This is a genomic window from Ktedonosporobacter rubrisoli (assembly GCF_004208415.1).
In the GTDB taxonomy this organism is placed as follows: Bacteria; Chloroflexota; Ktedonobacteria; order Ktedonobacterales; family Ktedonobacteraceae; genus Ktedonosporobacter; species Ktedonosporobacter rubrisoli.
The window spans coordinates 9,052,134-9,068,147 of the sequence record NZ_CP035758.1 but is presented as its reverse complement, the minus strand read 5'-3'; the positions used below and the strand labels follow the sequence as shown (position 1 = coordinate 9,068,147).

Below are 16,014 nucleotides of genomic sequence, written 5' to 3'. Positions count from 1 at the left end.
GCAGCGTTAAAATCCTGGAAAAAGTGAGATAGCAGAGGCTACGCTTCTCTTACCCATCCTGCATTGTATAATAACCATCAGTCATACTAGACTCACTACAAGGTGGGTTATACGCAGCGAGAGTCGTTCACCTACTGCTATGCTAGGAGAAAAATAGGCCACCTTATGGACAAAATAACGCTGTCTAAGCCAACCAGACCGGAACAACGTCGAGAAGACTATCCCCTGATTACCGGCCGCGCTCATTATGTAGATGACTTGAGACCGCCAGAAGGACGCCCTGCCATGCTGCATATGGCAGTTGTACGCAGCCCTTACGCGCACGCAAGGATAGAGCATATCCAACTTGCCGAAGCGCAGGCTATGCCTGGCATTATTGCCGCCTTTACTGGTGCAGAGCTGGTCAACACTATGCCAGCCCTTGACTTTATGCCTCAACCCGATAGTAAAAAGCCCGAGCGCCGCCCAATGGCGCTCGATCGCGTACGCTATGTTGGCGATCCAGTTGCCGTGGTGCTGGCCGAGAGCCAGTACGGGGCTATTGACGCGCGCGATCTTATCGATATAGAGTATGAGCCTCTGCGGGCTGTAACCGATCCAGAGGCCTCCCTCGCGCCCGATGCGCCATTACTCTATGAAGAATTTGCCTCAAATGTCGCCTTTACGCGACGCCTTGGTGGTGGTGATATTCAGGCTGCCTTCAGCCAGGCCGAGCATACTCTTCGTTTACGCCTGGTCAATCAGCGCCTCGCTGCCAGTCCGCTGGAGCCTCGCGCTTGCTTATTTGATTTTGATCCATCCACCGGTCAGCTCTCAGCCTGGCTTTCCTCCCAGGCTATCTATCGTGCCCGCGAAACGCTCTCTCGCTTTCTAGGTCTAGATCGAAGCCAGATCAGAGTCTACAATGCCGATGTTGGCGGCGGCTTCGGCTCAAAAACCATTTTTATGGGCGAAGAAATTATTGCGGCCGCCCTGGCTGTTAAATATGCTCGCCCGGTGAAATGGATTGAGGATCGCAGCGAAAATTTACAGGCGCAGATGCATGGCCGGGGACAGATCAACTATATTGAGGCTGCCTTTCAAAGCGATGGCCGTATTCTGGGGCTCAAGGTATCTACTATCGGCGATCTGGGGGCTTTTCTTCTAGGTATCACGGAACTGATCCCAATAAATACGATTACTCAGCTTAGCGGCCCTTATCGTATTCCGGCTATAGACGGCGAGGTTGTGGGCGTGTTCACCAATAAGAGCCCGACCACGCCTTACAGGGGCGCCGGCCGACCGGAGGCCACCTATATTCTGGAACGCACGCTTGAGCGCATAGCGCGGGAATTACAGCTTGACCCCGTTGAAGTACGCCGGCGCAATCTTCTCTTGCCCACGGATTTTCCCTATACAACGGTGACAGGTCTGCGCTACGATAGTGGCAATTATCAGCCAGCGCTTGAGCGTGCGCTCGAATTAGCAGGCTATACGAAATGGCGCGAACAGCAATGCCAACGGCGGCAACAAGGCAGCAGCAAATTACTCGGCATTGGGCTCTCAACCTTTAACGAGATCTCTGGAGATAACGCGCCGCCACCGGGTCCCCTGGAAAGTGCGACCGTCCGCATTTGTCGCGACGGTTCGGTCCAGGTCCAGAGCGGTGTCTCCCACACTGGCCAGGGACACTTTACCACCTTTGCACAGATTGTGGCCGAGCGGTTTGCTCTTCCCCTTGATAAGATAGAGGTGCTGATGAATGATTCGGCGTTACCAGCCTTTGGGATCGGCACCTTTGGCAGCCGCACTATCCAGACCGCGGGTGTAGCCGTCTTCCTGGCTGCTGAGGCGGCCCGCGAGAAGGCTTTGCAGGTGGCGGCCCGCCTGCTTGAGGCTGCACCGGCAGATCTTGTGCTGGAAGAAGGGCAGATCAGCGTACGGGGCGTTCCGGCGCGCGCTGTCGCTCTGGGCGAGCTAGCGCGCCTTGTAGAGGAACAACCTGAGCTTATTGAACACGAATCGCCAAATCCTGCCAACGGCACGCCGATCGAAGGCCTGGCAGCCTGGCATGCATTCCAATCTCCCGGCGCTACCTTTTCCTCCGGCACTCATCTTGCCCTGGTTGAGGTTGATAGCGAGACTGGCGAGACGCATATACTTAACTATGTAGCCCTCGACGATTGTGGACATATCATTAATCATTTACTGGCTGAAGGGCAGCTACACGGCGCTTTAGCCCAGGGTATAGGGCAGGCGCTCTATGAAGAAATTCTCTACGATGAAGAGGGCCAACCGCTCAGCGGCACGCTTATGGATTATGCCCTACCCAACAGCGAGCAAGTACCATCTTTTATCGTCGAGACGATTGAGACCCCTTCGCCCTACAATCCGCTGGGAGCAAAAGGGATAGGCGAATCGGGCTGTATTGGCGCCCCTCCAACCATTGTGAACGCGGTCCTGGACGCCCTTGCCCCGCTGGGAATTACGGCTCTGGATATGCCACTGAAGCCAGCAACTGTCTGGGCGGCTATCCAGGCGGCGCGTAACGGTACGTTCTCTCCCCCAGATCCTACACCGCCTGCCATCTTCTCACGTCATACGCCCTAAAGTCTCTAACGTTACACGCTGGCCGGTAATGCATTTTACCGGCCAGGCGCCAAATAGCTTTTGCAGTTTATCCTTAGCGCAAGGAAGTAGCGAAAGTGCCCTCTAGCATAAGCAGGCTTGCATCAGATACAATGACGTCAAGATGCAACCGCGCCACGCAAGCATACAAAAGTAGAGGAAGCTGTCTATCCACAGCAAGCGGGCACGAGAAACGCTTAAGCAAGTCATTATCTCAAAGGAGAAAACAATGACAACTACGCACGCGAATTCGCCTCTAGCCGATGTAACACAGGCCGAGCAACGATGGAGCTATACCAGTGGCATCAGCGATACCCCACTCCTCGGTTTAACCATTGGCGATATGTTCGATGAAACTGCTGCAAAACACCCCAATCATCCCGCCCTCATTTCCCGCCAGCAGCAGATTCGCTGGACCTATAGTGAGCTCCAGGCTCAAATCAACCAGTGCGCCAAAGGCCTGCTGAAGCTGGGTCTGCAAAAAGGCCAGCGGGTCGGCATCTGGTCGCCCAACCGGGCAGAATGGTGCATCACGCAGTTTGCCACCGCAAAGATAGGCGTCATCCTTGTCAACCTGAATCCCTCCTACCGGCTGCACGAGATAGAATATGCCCTTACCCAATCAGGATGCAGCGCGATAGTTATTTCGCCAGCATTTAAGTCTTCAAACTATACAGAGATGCTCTATACCCTTGCCCCAGAGCTCAAGGATAGTGAGCCCGGCAAGCTCAAAGCCGCCAAACTGCCGGCCCTGACCACCGTAATACGGCTTGGCGCAGAGAAGACTTCCGGGATGTTTAGCTGGGAAGAACTGATGGCCATGGGAGAGGAAATCAGTGATGAGCAGCTTAGAAGCGTGCAGCGTGAGCAGGAATTTGATGATCCAATTAACATTCAATATACCTCGGGCACCACGGGATTTCCCAAAGGCGCCACGCTGAGCCACCATAATATCTTAAATAACGGGTATTTTGTGGCGCGTCTCCAGGGATTTACCCATGAAGATAAGCTCTGCATTCCTGTGCCCCTGTACCATTGCTTCGGCATGGTTATGGGAAACCTTGGCTGCATCACTCATGGCGCCACAATGATCTATCCTTCAGAAGGCTTTGAGCCATTGGCCGTCTTGCAGGCGGTGCAGGAGGAGCGCTGCACGGCGCTTTACGGTGTTCCGACCATGTTTATCGCCGAGCTGGATCATCCCGATTTTGCAAGTTTTGATCTCAGCAGCCTGCGCACCGGGGTTATGGCCGGCTCCCCTTGTCCAATCGAAGTGATGAAGAAAGTCATCTCGCTTATGGGCATGCGCGATGTTGAGATATGTTATGGCATGACAGAAACCAGCCCAGTCTCGACACAGACAAGGCTGGATTCAACGCTGGAAAAGCGCGTGAGTACGGTTGGCATAATTCACCCTCACCAGGAAATTAAGATTGTCGATCCGGCGACCGGGAAAATTGTTCCGGCTGGCAGTCCAGGCGAATTATGCACACGAGGCTATAGTGTCATGCTGGGGTATTGGAATAATCCCGAAGCTACAGACGTGGCCATAGACCAGGCACGCTGGATGCATACGGGCGACCTGGCTACGATGGACCAGGAAGGATACATCAATATCGTTGGCCGCATTAAGGATATGGTCATTCGCGGCGGTGAGAATGTGTATCCACGCGAAATTGAAGAGTTCCTCTACACCCACCCTAAAATTAGCGACGTCCAGGTCATTGGCGTACCAGACCCCAAATATGGCGAAGAGATCTGTGCCTGGGTGCGCCTCAAAGCGGGTGAGCAGGCCACAATCGAGGAGATCCGTACGTTCTGCCAGGGAAAGATAGCCCATTACAAAATCCCTCGCTACATTCTCTTTGTAGAAGCTTTCCCTATGACCGTAACCGGCAAAATTCAGAAGTTTCTCATGCGCCAGCAATCAATCAAAGACTTAGGTTTGGATAGTGCGGCATCGATTGAGACAGCTTAACGGGGTCAGGCAACAGGAACCTGGCCGGAAATGGCCAGGTTCTTCACGAGCAAATCGTCAGGCTTAATGAACAATGGTCCACACGGCCTGCGTATGCGGCTCAAGGGTTGCTTCTCCCTTATTGGTTGATGGGTCGATAAAAAGAGGTAGGGTCATGGAGAATATGCTTCCCTGGCCGGGCAGGCTCTGCACCTCAACACGACCACCATGACGCTCAACAATCTTACGTGTAATAAAGAGCCCCACACCCAGACCCGGGCGCGAGCCCGATTGCACCTCGACACCGGGGGCCCGATAAAATTGCTCAAAAATATGGGCAATTGCTTCAGGCGGGATGCCAACTCCCATATCGCGCACAGAGATGATCACTTCGTAGCCCGACTGTTGCAGCGTCACCGTAATTGGAGAGCCTTTGGGCGAGTACTTGCGCGCATTTGAGAGCAAATTAATGAGGACCTGGCTAATGCGCTCCTCATCTACCTCTGCCTCAACTGGCTTCCCAATAATCTCATAGGTGAGCGTAGGGCCAGCCCCGGCCGTATAGGAGTTGAGCAAATGGCGACAGAGCTCGACAAGATCACAGCGCCTACGCTGCAATATGAACATGTTTGTCTCCATCAGAGAGGTGTCCAGAAGATCTTGCACAAGCACTTCAGTTCGCTCAACCGCGCGCTCCATATCTACCAATCCCTGCTGCACCAGCAAATGATTATCGGGCTGCTCGCTCTGCTGATGGAGCACTTGAGCCATGCCTCTTAAATTAGAGAGCGGAGCCTTAATCTCATGCGCCACGATTTGCAAAAACTTATCTTTTGTCGCGTTGGCCTCAACCAGTTCGCTGGTACGTTTCTGCACTAGCCGCTCCAGAGACTTGGCATGCAAGGAGAGGGCTAGATGTTGTTGCTCCACCTGGCGCCGCAGATGACGCGTCTGTACAGCTCGCTGCACCGCCGCCACAAAGACATCCCGATCTATCGGTTTAAGGATATAATCATATGCTCCGCCACGCAAAGCCTGAATTGCCAGATTGTGCTCACCATGGCCAGTAATCAGGATTACCGGCGTCTCGGGCCGCAGTTCTTGGATGCGTGCTAGCAACTCCAGGCCATCCATCCCAGGCATCTTAACATCACTCACTATCGCATCATAATCATTCTCGGGAACGAGCTCTAGCGCTTTCTGCGCATTGTCGCAAGTATCCACTTTTATGTTGTTTAGCCTGAGATCTAACGTTCGGGGCAAGGCCTGCAATAATGCAGGATCATCGTCAACTACAAGAATATATGGTGTGTTCATATCTCTTCTAACCCGTCACTTTTCTTTTGACACGAATGAGCTAGCCTGAACCGTTTCATTACCCAGGACTTGCGGTAGATTTACCTCCCCTCCTATAAGCATCTCAGCGCGCTTCTAAAGCGCAGCCCATCCATACAAAGCTCGCTTGACAGAGCTACTATCTCTCCCATACAATTGGCTCATAGCTATACTACGGTATATGACGTTTTTGGCGAGCCAAAAACAACATACTGCAGCGGCATGGAGGCCTGCATTTAAGATGACTGAGCGCATTGGGCAACAGTTTGGGAATTATCAACTGGTCAAGCTCCTGGGACAAGGGGGTTTTGCCGATGTCTATCTGGGCATCCATACCTATTTAGAAAGCCAGGCGGCGATCAAGGTGCTCCATACCCGCTTGTCTGACAAGGAATCGCACAGCTTTTTGACGGAAGCGCGCACCCTGATCCATTTACGCCATCCCCATATCATCCGCGTCCTGGATTTCGGAATGGAAGCCGATATCCCCTTTCTGGTGATGGATTACGCTGCCCACGGCACCTTACGCCAGCGCTTCCCGAGAGGCCTGCGCCTGAGCCCGGCCATCATCCTCCCCTACGTCAAACAACTGGCCTCAGCGCTGCAGTATGCCCACGGGCAAAAATTGATTCACCGCGACATTAAACCAGAGAACCTGCTTTTGCAGAGCCACGAGGAGATTGTCTTGAGCGACTTTGGCATTGTGCTGCTGGCGCAGAGCTCGCAGCAGAGTACCAAGGATATCACCGGGACGGTGACCTATATGGCGCCCGAGCAGATCCGCGGCCGCCCGCAATTTGCCAGCGATCAGTATGCCATGGGGGTGCTGATCTATGAATGGCTCTGTGGCAAGCCTCCCTACCAGGGCAACTTTACCGAGCAGTGCACTCAGCATATGTTTGCAGCTATCCCTTCCTTGCGCGAGCAGGTCCCTGAGCTCTCACCCGCCCTTGAATACGTGGTGCAAACCGCTCTTGCCAAAGAGCCGCAGCAGCGCTTTAGCAGCATCCAGGCCTTCGCCACAGCCTTTGAGCAAGCCTGCGCTCCCGAAGAGGTGGCTCTTCCCTACACTTCCTATTCAACGCAGCCTATCGATGGGCATATTATCCCGGCGCAAAAGGCAGTAGAAGCTCAGGAGCGTACCCCTGAGCAAAAGGCCCACTCTTTCTACGCCGATAATGGGAATCAGCTAGAAGCTGACGCTTCCCCTGTAGCTCTTCAACTCGATCAACCGCAAGCCGAAAATCCAGCCTTACCCACCGAACAAGACACTGTACCGAACCCTGCACCTTCCTCCCCTTCCCCGAAGCAGTTCACGACCCGGAGAGGATCGAGAGGCAAATGGGGGCTGCTCCTGCTAGCCGTATTGATTGTTGCCGGTAGCGGCTTTTTCTATCTCTTTCAGGCACATCAAATAGGTCTGATTACGGGCCTGAGATTGCCAGCAGCATCACACTCACCGGATACTTCTAAACTGAGTCCTACGGCCACACGTCCATCAGGCATCACGCCCGGGATGAACCCTGACGAGATCTATACTATCGCCACAAGTGGAAAACCAGCTATTAACTCTCCGCTCACGAGCCAGGACGCTAATAACTGGGTTACAGGTACCAGTCAGGACGGAAGTGAGTGCAAGTTTCGAGATGGCGCATATCATGTCACGACACCCCCAAAAAATGTTAAATTGGTTTTGTTCTGCTATGCACAAACCAATCAATTTAGCGACTTCGCCTTCCAGGCGAACATGAGCATCCTCAGTGGCACTACAACCGATGGTGGCGGCCTCGTTTTCCGCTCTAATGATAAAGGGACTTATCGCTTGCGCTTCGGCCTCAACGGCACATATGATCTTGTTTATCAAGACCATACTGTGACCCAGGGCTCCAGCGCCTATATTAACAGTGGTATCGGTCAGAGCAACCTTATTACAGTTGTAGCTAAAGGGCCAGACATCTACTTATACGCCAACAAGCATCTTCTAACCCACCTTTATGACAATGGCAGCCTCTCGGGCAATATTGGCTTCTTTGCCGTTAATTTCAATACTTCTACCGAGGTAAGCTTCCAGGATGCTAAGGTCTGGAAGCTTTAGCAAAACCTGTCTAAGCTGGTTTCTGGGCCACGATCCATAAGAAGGTTATAGGCACGCCATCCTCCATATCCGTCTCCTCAGTAGCTTGCAGCACTTGCAGACCAGCGTCTGCGACCAGGCGCTGATTCGTCGCGCTCTCGAAACAGCTCCAATACATCGGGACTCCCAACCACTCCGGCTCGATATGCGCTTCTAACGCCTGGCTTCCCATCGCCGCAAACAGATAACCGCCCGGACGGAGCCAACTGGCAATGTTTTGTAAAATCTGGGCATGCTCGTCACGTGGTATACAAAAGAGCGAGTAGAAGGCGACAACTGCATCAAAGCTTGCAGACGCAAGTTTGAGCGCCCCAATGTCCGCATGTATAAAGGTGGCCTCTGGAACATTGTGGCGGGCCAGTTCAATCTCGTGGGGCGAAATATCAACGCCAGTCACCGCAAAATGTTTCGCCAGTTCACGAGTGGTAGGCACACCAATACCGCAGCCAAGATCCAGCACGCTGGCTCCCTGTGGCAGTGTCTCTATAACCAGGGAAGTGTATTTCTGCCTCTCTTCAACACGGGTATGCTGTGACCATTGCACATATTTTTCGGCGATCTGATCAAAGCCATGTGCGACAATTTGTTTAGGGTCCATACATTCTCCTCTTCTTCTTAGCCTACGCTGCGAGCTGATAAGCCGCTGCTATTTTCCAATGCTCATCTTACCACAACTTTTCAGGAAGCTAGCCTTTCCTCTCTTGTACAGCCTATACGCTCCATAGGCTCGGCTATGTAATTTTCCTGCTTTTGCCCCACTCAGCCATCCGAAAGGAAGAAGTTAAGCGGATCAATCCGCTAGATCGCGGCGTGCCCCGCAAGCGAGCAGCTGCCCACTAGACCCCACTCGTGCGAGAAGTAAATGGCCCTGCTCCATAGGCATAAACTTAGTAATGCGGTGAGCTGTCGGTACATCTAGTTTGGTCTGCCCTGCCCTATTTCCAAAATGAAGCGAGATCCGTGCGCTGTGAGTTGTTGCTGAGCAAAGGGAAACGGCGCAAAGATTTCGCAAAATCATCGGTTCTCTGTGACATGGCGCATACTTTTTTCGCCTCCCTTGCCAGCTGAAACGGGCCGAACAGAGAGAGTCTGCTTTCTGCTATAATGCAGAACAGAATTAGCTCTCCATAGGAGGAGAGCAGCAGCTATCGACCAGACAAAACAGTCACCCAGGAGGATGTAGCCTGATGAAGGCAATGCTATGTAAAGAATTCGGGCCACCAGAGAAGTTGGTACTTGAAGAAGTTGCATCTCCCAGGCCCGGCAAAGGACAGGTAGCCATTAGCGTCAAAGCATGCTCTGTCAGCTTTCCCGACACGCTAATTATTCAGGGCAAATATCAGTTCAAGCCGGCCTTTCCCTTCTCACCAGGCAGCGAGTTCGCGGGTATTGTTAAAGAAATTGGTGAAGGTGTCACAAACGTAAGAGTTGGCGACCGCGTGGCAGCGTTTACGATCTGGGGTGGCTTTGCCGAAGAAGTGCTGGCCCAGGCTGAACAGCTCGTCAGACTTCCGCAAAATATCGACTTTGCTACCGCTTCAACTGCTGTCATGACCTACGGCACGACCCAGTATGCCTTGAAAGATCGGGGGCAGCTCAAGTCAGGCGAGACCCTGCTGGTTCTTGGGGCTGCAGGCGGAGTCGGGATTGCCGCCATAGAAATTGGCAAGCTCTTAGGAGCGCGCATTATAGCCGCAGCCTCAACAGATGAGAAGCTGGCGCTATGTAAACAATATGGCGCGGATGAGACTATTAACTATAGTACAGAGAATCTCAAAGAACGGATCAAGGCACTTACCGCAGGCAATGGGGTTGATGTTATTTATGATCCCATTGGAGGCGAGTACGCGGAAGCAGCCTTACGAGGTATGGCCTGGAAGGGCCGCTACCTGGTCGTTGGCTTTGCCGCAGGCAGCATTCCACGCATCCCCTTAAATCTGACTTTATTGAAAGGTTGCTCAATTATAGGGGTGTTCTGGGGTGACTTTACTCAGCGCGAGCCAGAGCTTAACCAGGTCTACGTACAAGAGCTGCTTGGCTGGTTAGCAACGGGCAAGATCAGGCCTTATATCTCTGCCACCTATCCATTAGCTCGCGCTACTGATGCACTTAACGAGATTATACAGCGCAAGGTAAAGGGCAAAATCGTACTTCTGCTCGACGACAAGCAAAACTAGACCCGCTTGCCACGCAGGAGCCGTAGCTCCTGCGTCCTGGCTTTTTGCGCTACATGGGCTTTTCGCAGAAGCTCAAGATAGCTGCGCGACAACTGGGGCCAGCTGTTGGATATGTTCTTCCCAGGCCACAAAGTAAGTAACGCCATACTCCTCTCGAATAAACTTAACCTTATCAATTACCTCTTCTTTATCTCCTATCAGCAGGAAGGAGCACTTTTCTAGCTCCTCCTCGCTTAGCGCATAGCGCTCCATATATTCTTGCAGAGCCTGCTGCTTATGCTCTGTGATACGCACATCCATCAGAACAATGTTCAGCTCTAGCTCATCAAAACGTGCTCCGGCCGCTTCCCGTATCCAGCCAAGCTTCTGTTTGGTAGCCGCTGCTGAGGCATCTTCAACATCTAGAACGTCATTCATATGCCCTCCCCGTCGCGCATAGCGAACGCGGGGGATCAAGCCAACGCAGGTGGCCTCCTGAGCCGCCAAAGTGAGCATGCGCTTCCCACTTCCCCCAACATAGATCGGCGGATGTGGAGCCTGCACAACTCTGGGAAGGCAAGGCAGAGCCTTAACTGTATAGTACGAGCCGCTGAAGCTTAGTTCATCCCGGGTGAAAAAGTCCTTGATCAAACGCAGAGCTTCGCCCATGCGCTCTATACGTACACTGGGAGCCTCAAAAGAGAGCCCTATCTGCTCATACTCCGAGCGCATCCAACCTGCCCCCAGGCCAAATTCAAAGCGCCCATTGGAGAAAGCGTCAAGAGTGGCAGCCTCTTTAGCGAGCAGAAGGGGATGGCGAAAATCGTTGGCAAACACAAAGCTGCCGATATGCAGTGTGGTCGTGGCCTGGGCGGCCTGGAGCAAAGCCAGCGCAGGAGCAAACTGGTCGCCAAGGTGATCGGGGACGAGAAAGGTTGAGTAGCCCAGATCCTCAGCCAGGCGCGCCTGACTCCTGAGCCTTTCGGGCGAAGGCGAGGTATTGTGCGAGAAAATACCAAAGCGAAAAGGTAGTTGAGTTCCCATGATAGCTAAGTTCCGCCTTCCTTGCAAAGCCTATTTGTGCTCATCCTGAGTGCGCAAACCACAAATAGTGAGAAAATTGTCAAATAGTAATGCCGTATGCCTGGCATAGAGAGGATAGCGCGTGGGAAGCCCATCCCTTATGCGCTGGTATCCTTCCCCTAGCAGACGCAGCGCTTGCTCACGCTCAGGATGGACGTCGAGCCAGTTCGGCACCATGGCGGCTGTGAGCTCCATATGATACTGGAAACCGTATGCCCGAGCTCCATAACGAAAGCTCTGCGATGCTACAGTAGCACCTCGTTCCAGAAGGACAGCCCCGGCAGGAAGCTCAAAAGTATCGTGATGCCAGTGAAATACCTGGTGACTTCGGTCGGGAAACGCGCAAAAGAGTGGATCGCGCAACCCTTCCTCGGTAAGTTGCACCTCATAAAAGCCAATCTCAGTAACCGTGCCCTGACTGATCTCAGCCCCACAAACAGCTGCCAACAACTGACCACCAAGACAGAGACCCAGATAGGGGATATCGCGCGCAAGAGCCTCGCCAATCAGTGCCTTTTCCTGAAGAATAGAGGGAGTCTGGTTATCAGCCGCCGATTGAGGCCCACCAAGGACAATAAGCGCTTCGTAATCAAGCCGGTCTGGCAAAGGCTCAGCATCAACCTTCACAACCTGATAAGGCAGGTGATAGCTTTGCAACATCTCACCTAGCAGGCCGGGATGATCTCCCTCTACATGCTGCAAAATAAGAATGGCCATAAAAGCTTTCAGCGCTCCTTATACGCATCGCTTAAACAGAAGCATAGAGCCCTCATGCTCACCCACATAGATCACTCAGAGCGGCAAAATGCTGCTCCATCCTCAAATTATATGTAATTAGAGTATTTCCAAAAAAGGAGCGCGCTGTCAAGGCTATTGGGCGCTTGACAGCTCTCTTCATGGGCTAATCAGTTCACGCTGCTTGCTTTTCAACGACAACCTGCTTCCGCCTCGTCTTATTGGCAAGATTTATGCCTGGCATCTCAACATAGCGGAAGAATAGATAGGAAAATGGGATCACCACAAGGGCAGCGCACAAAAAGTAGAGACCATAGATCCAGCTATGTTGCCAGCCTTGCAGCAGAGGGACTATATAATTGGTAAAGCTCACGAGAATCGGCAAGTGCCAGATATACAAACTGTAGGAGATCAGCCCTATCCAGCGCGCCGGCCCCCAGGCAAAAGGCTTCTTCAGTTCCGTAGGTCCAAAGAGAATAGCCGTTATGCACAAACCAAAACCAGAGGCAAAGGCTAGCTCGACGAGCCAGTTATGCGCCCCAATGAAGGGGTCAAGGAGAGGTGCAAAGGGAAAATTGTTCCAGATAGTGAGAAAAAACAGCCAGAGCACACCAATGCGCCAGAGCCAGGGACTATAGCGTCCCAAGGTTGCGGTTATTCTTTGCCTTGTGGCTGGATGCTGTGAAAGAATAAAGCCAACACAAACCAGCATCCCTACCGCAAAATCTTCAAGATATTTGCCACTCACCCCATACAAAACAATCATAGCCGCATCGTGGAGAGGTTGAGGTAGCAACCTTGGCTGATCGGGATGCAACTCAAATGAGCGACCCCAGTAACGCGTCAACAAGCCCCAGATGATCAGCCCACCCAGACAGCCTAGCAGCAGGAAGAGGCGCTTACGCCGCGTGCCGCGCCTGGCAATAAAGCGGAAGGCAAGAGCCAGGAAGGGCAAAAGCATATAGAACTGCCATTCCACGGCCAGCGTCCAGAATGGACCATTGATTTGCTGATAGGTCTCGTGAAAGGAATCCATCAAAAAGGTGAGAAACAAGCCAACATGTCCCCAATGAGCAGGCTGCAAATATTGAGGATTCAGCAACAAGATCAGCAGAAATAGCGAGACATAATAGCCAGGGATAATACGTAACATGCGGCGCAAGTAGAACACCCGCATCGAGGGCCAGGGAGCATCGAACAGAATCGCCCTGGCGTAAGGCATAAAGAGCAAGAACCCCGACAGAACGAAGAAAAGGGTCACCCCGGACCAACCAACCATAGCTACGGAGAAGGTTAACGGCCCTACGTTAGAAGTGAATACATGGGCATGCCAGGCCAGATAGTTAATGTGATAGAAGAGCACGCTAAGGCAAGCAAACGCGCGTACCCCATCCAGCACGGCAATAGTATTCTTCTGCGTTGTATTTTTAAGAATAGACAACCAGGATCAACTTATCTAGCAGGATACAGCGCTGCACCTGAATAATCAACTTATCTAGCAAGGATCAATCTAGCGCACCTCAACCAGCCACCAGCTAGCATCAGATGCTTGTGGCCCTTGATGCTACCATTTCTTTTATAATATTCTCACTCTGCAAGCCGCTACTAATCACTTCCATTTATGCAAATTAATCGCATAAACATAACTATATCACGAGGTAAGCTTAAAGATGGTCACATAGAGAGATCATGGGACATATAAGCTACTGCTAGCAGGGTGTAGTATAATACACTTACAGACATAGCTAGAAGCAGCGTAATTTCAAGCAAAACACAAGAACTGAAGCCCTACAACAGCTCCCTGGGTTGCATTTCAACAAGATGTGCTATACTTAAGCGGGCAGAAAAGTCTCAAAAAAATCTATAGTAAATGGTCGAGCAAAGACCAGGAGCCGTCATGAACACGGAGCAACACAAGCAGGCATATCGAGCCGCTTCCAAGAACAAGCAAGGCACAGCTACACTTCCAGCGACCGAAGACAAAAAGACCTTGCTACACTATTACTATCAAATGTTACTCGTGCGCCGCTTCGAAGAAAAAGCGGGCGAGATGTATACCAAGGCCCGAATAGGGGGCTATTGCCATCTCAATCTGGGTGAAGAAGCGACAGTTGTTGGCTTTTGCAATGGCTTTGAATCTGACGATTATATCTATACCAACTACCGAGAACACGGCTATGCGCTTCATCGCGGCATCTCAGCCTCGGTAGTCATGGCCGAGCTGTTTGGCAAAGAAACAGGCTGTTCGCGCGGACGAGGTGGCTCAATGCACCTCTTCGACCTTGAGCGCCGCTTTATGGGAGGCTACGGAATTGTTGGAGGCCAGCTACCCCTGGCCACGGGAGCCGCCTTCGCCGTCTCTTACAGAGGTGGACATGAGGTGGTGGCATGTCAGATGGGGGATGGCACAACCAATGGTGGACCATTCCATGAATCGCTCAATCTTGCCAAAATCTATCACTTGCCCATTGTTTACTTCGTCGTCAACAATCAGTATGGTATGGCCCTCTCTGTTGAGCAGGGATCGGCTGTGGGAGAGCTTTACCGCAAAGCTTGCGCCTATGATATGCGCAGCGTGCGTGTAGATGGCAATGACGTTCTAGCCGTACGTGATGCTGTACGTGAGGCTGCCAAATTTGCCCGCGAGCAACACGAGCCCAGCCTCATCGAAGCCGTTAGCTATCGTTTCCGAGGTCATTCGGTAGTCGACCCGGATCGCTATCGCAACCCAGAAGAAGTACAAAAGGCACGCGCGCAGGACCCCATTCACGCCTTCGCAGATCGCCTGAAGGCTGCCGATCTGATCGACGACGAGGGGCTACAAAAAATTGAGGAGCAAGTGCAGCAAGAAGTCGAAGAGGCAGTCAAGTTTGCGGAAGAGAGCCCATTCCCTTCGGTAGATACCTTGATGGACTACATCTACGCATAAAGTGCCGCAAACAAGCACTACATTCTAGGAAGAAAAACGTATGGCAGAGATCACTTTTAGACAGGCGCTCCACGATACACTGCGCGAAGAATTGCTGCGCGATGAGAATGTATTCTTAATCGGCGAAGAAATCGGCCAGTTTGAAGGATCATATAAAATAACTGCGGGCTTGCTCAAAGAGTTCGGCCCGCGCCGCATAGTGGATACGCCTATTGCAGAAAACGGGTTTGTAGGCCTGGCGACAGGAGCCGCAATGCTTGGCCTGCGTCCCGTAGTAGAGATTATGACTATCAACTTCATCGCCCTGGCGATGGATGAAATTGTAAACCATGCGGCCAAAATCTTCTATATGTTTGGCGGCCAATGCCCCATTCCCATGGTTATTCGTACGCCCGGAGGTGGCGGCCAGCAGCTTTCAGCTACTCACTCCCAGAATCTTGAAGTCTGGTTTGCTCATATTCCAGGCCTTAAGGTTGTCGCTCCCTCGACCCCGGCCGATGCCAAGGGCCTCTTGCGCACAGCCATTCGCGACAACAACCCAGTCCTTTTCCTTGAAAACCTCGGACTCTATAACATCAAAGGCGAGGTACCCGATGGCGACTATACTATCCCCTTTGGGAAAGCACAGGTTGTAAGAGAAGGCACCGACCTGACGGTGATTAGCTACTCGCGCATGACAGCTATCGCCATGGAGGTTGCGCGCCGAATGGAGAAAGAGAAGCAGTTGAGCATTGAGGTAGTCGATATTCGCTCATTACGGCCTCTCGATCATGAGACCCTCATCAACTCAATCAAGAAAACCAACCGGGCCATTGTCTTTGAGGGAGACTGGCGTTCTTATGGTATCGGGGCAGAGATTGCCGCCACACTGCAAGAAGAAGCTTTCGACGATCTGGATACACCGATCAAACGTGTGGCAAGCGTTGAAGTGCCGCTTCCCTACTCCAAACCTCTTGAGCAGGCAGCACTCACTGGCGCCCAACAGCTTATAGAGGCGATCAACGATCTCGCCCCCCGTCGCAGGAGAAGCGCCTAGCCGTATCTATTCGACTAGCGCTATCCTGATGGAGTGTATTCT

11 protein-coding genes are annotated in these 16,014 nt (G+C 52.3%); 6 read left to right on the top strand and 5 right to left on the bottom strand.

Translation table 11 applies throughout. The annotated features are described in order from the left end of the window. The first annotated feature begins 165 nt into the window (after positions 1-165). Together EPA93_RS39205 and EPA93_RS39200 are read left to right on the top strand one after the other, a co-directional pair. Positions 166-2,589, top strand: a complete 2,424-nt coding sequence (locus tag EPA93_RS39205) for a xanthine dehydrogenase family protein molybdopterin-binding subunit (RefSeq protein ID WP_129892741.1) — start codon at positions 166-168, stop codon at positions 2,587-2,589. Between the two features lie 247 nt (positions 2,590-2,836). Continuing rightward, complete coding sequence (locus EPA93_RS39200) at positions 2,837-4,585, top strand: AMP-binding protein (protein WP_129892740.1); 1,749 nt, start codon at positions 2,837-2,839, stop codon at positions 4,583-4,585. A 63-nt stretch (positions 4,586-4,648) separates the two neighbouring features. Here the strand turns inward: EPA93_RS39200 and EPA93_RS39195 are convergent, their stop codons facing one another. After that, a complete protein-coding gene (locus EPA93_RS39195; RefSeq protein ID WP_129892739.1) occupies positions 4,649-5,881 on the bottom strand; it encodes a hybrid sensor histidine kinase/response regulator in 1,233 nt (410 codons plus the stop codon). Between the two features lie 259 nt (positions 5,882-6,140). Between EPA93_RS39195 and EPA93_RS39190 the strand changes: the two genes are divergently transcribed. Next, on the top strand, positions 6,141-7,994 hold the full coding sequence (locus tag EPA93_RS39190) for a serine/threonine protein kinase (protein ID WP_165423701.1): 1,854 nt from the start codon (positions 6,141-6,143) through the stop codon (positions 7,992-7,994). 10 nt (positions 7,995-8,004) lie between these two features. Here EPA93_RS39190 and EPA93_RS39185 read toward each other — a convergent pair whose 3' ends face one another. Continuing rightward, entirely contained in the window at positions 8,005-8,631 is a 627-nt protein-coding gene (locus EPA93_RS39185; protein WP_129892737.1) for a class I SAM-dependent methyltransferase, read from the bottom strand. 589 nt (positions 8,632-9,220) lie between these two features. Between EPA93_RS39185 and EPA93_RS39180 the strand changes: the two genes are divergently transcribed. Then, positions 9,221-10,210 carry an NADPH:quinone oxidoreductase family protein gene (locus tag EPA93_RS39180; protein ID WP_129892736.1) on the top strand — a complete coding sequence of 330 codons (990 nt, stop codon included), beginning with the start codon at positions 9,221-9,223 and terminating at the stop codon, positions 10,208-10,210. A 72-nt stretch (positions 10,211-10,282) separates the two neighbouring features. Here the strand turns inward: EPA93_RS39180 and EPA93_RS39175 are convergent, their stop codons facing one another. The 3 genes from EPA93_RS39175 to EPA93_RS39165 all read right to left on the bottom strand — a co-directional run bounded on the left by EPA93_RS39175 (position 10,283) and on the right by EPA93_RS39165 (position 13,448). After that, positions 10,283-11,233: a TIGR03621 family F420-dependent LLM class oxidoreductase gene (locus EPA93_RS39175; protein ID WP_129892735.1), complete on the bottom strand. Its 951-nt coding sequence runs from the start codon at positions 11,231-11,233 to the stop codon at positions 10,283-10,285. A gap of 30 nt (positions 11,234-11,263) precedes the next feature. Continuing rightward, positions 11,264-11,989 (bottom strand): type 1 glutamine amidotransferase, encoded by a 726-nt coding sequence (locus tag EPA93_RS39170; protein WP_129892734.1) that lies wholly within the window; start codon positions 11,987-11,989, stop codon positions 11,264-11,266. 193 nt (positions 11,990-12,182) lie between these two features. Beyond that, complete coding sequence (locus EPA93_RS39165) at positions 12,183-13,448, bottom strand: acyltransferase family protein (RefSeq protein ID WP_129892733.1); 1,266 nt, start codon at positions 13,446-13,448, stop codon at positions 12,183-12,185. Between the two features lie 456 nt (positions 13,449-13,904). Between EPA93_RS39165 and pdhA the strand changes: the two genes are divergently transcribed. Both pdhA and EPA93_RS39155 read left to right on the top strand, forming a co-directional pair. Next, positions 13,905-14,936, top strand: coding sequence for a pyruvate dehydrogenase (acetyl-transferring) E1 component subunit alpha (pdhA, locus tag EPA93_RS39160; RefSeq protein ID WP_129892732.1), 1,032 nt, complete (start codon positions 13,905-13,907; stop codon positions 14,934-14,936). A gap of 40 nt (positions 14,937-14,976) precedes the next feature. After that, a complete protein-coding gene (locus tag EPA93_RS39155) occupies positions 14,977-15,972 on the top strand; it encodes an alpha-ketoacid dehydrogenase subunit beta (protein ID WP_129892731.1) in 996 nt (331 codons plus the stop codon). The last annotated feature ends 42 nt before the right edge of the window (positions 15,973-16,014 follow it).